Raw genomic sequence first — 550 nt, forward strand, 5'->3', positions numbered from 1 at the left:
GCGTTAGGCCTCTTGAAATGCCAATACAAGTCACAGCCGAACAAGAGCTAATAGTGGGCGAGTCCACTGTTGTCGCGGGCGATGCGCCTGAAAGTCCCTTCGTCGCCGTATTCGAAGACGATGGGCAAACAGGCTATTTCTATGCATTAGACACATCAATTGATGGCCAGCAAATACAAGATGCAATGCACATCTACAACGTAGCTGATGTCGCCGATCGCGCAAAGCCATCAACCATCAAAATTGGCTGGTCAACAGACAGTCACAAGACCGTACTTCTTATCAATGGCTATCCGCATGCAGTATTTGACTTCGAGGCACGGCGAGGCTACTGCCGCACTGGATTTCCTCCAGCACCGAGCAATGGAACATGGTCGACTAGCGGTCACGCCTGGGATGAATCATGCATTGCGCTGTTTTCGTGAATCTACGAAGCAGGCCTTCTACTAAGATGGGCAACATCGTGCCTTCGGGCCGCGGCCTAACTGGTTGTTCAACAGGACGTCTACCAGCTTCGCTGGCATCCGCCTGTTAACGCGGGCGTTAGGCC

General features: G+C 52.5%; 1 protein-coding gene. It reads left to right on the forward strand.

Annotated features, from left to right (window positions below; translation table 11 throughout):
* Nucleotides 1–425, forward strand: a 425-nt coding sequence (locus EYS42_RS16945) for a DUF2251 domain-containing protein (RefSeq protein WP_245503697.1), incomplete at its 5' end; no start/stop codon positions are given.
* Between the last annotated feature and the right edge of the window lie 125 nt (nucleotides 426–550).

Origin of the sequence: Aquabacterium lacunae (assembly GCF_004310865.1) — a bacterium.
Taxonomy (GTDB): Bacteria; Pseudomonadota; Gammaproteobacteria; order Burkholderiales; family Burkholderiaceae_C; genus Aquabacterium; species Aquabacterium lacunae.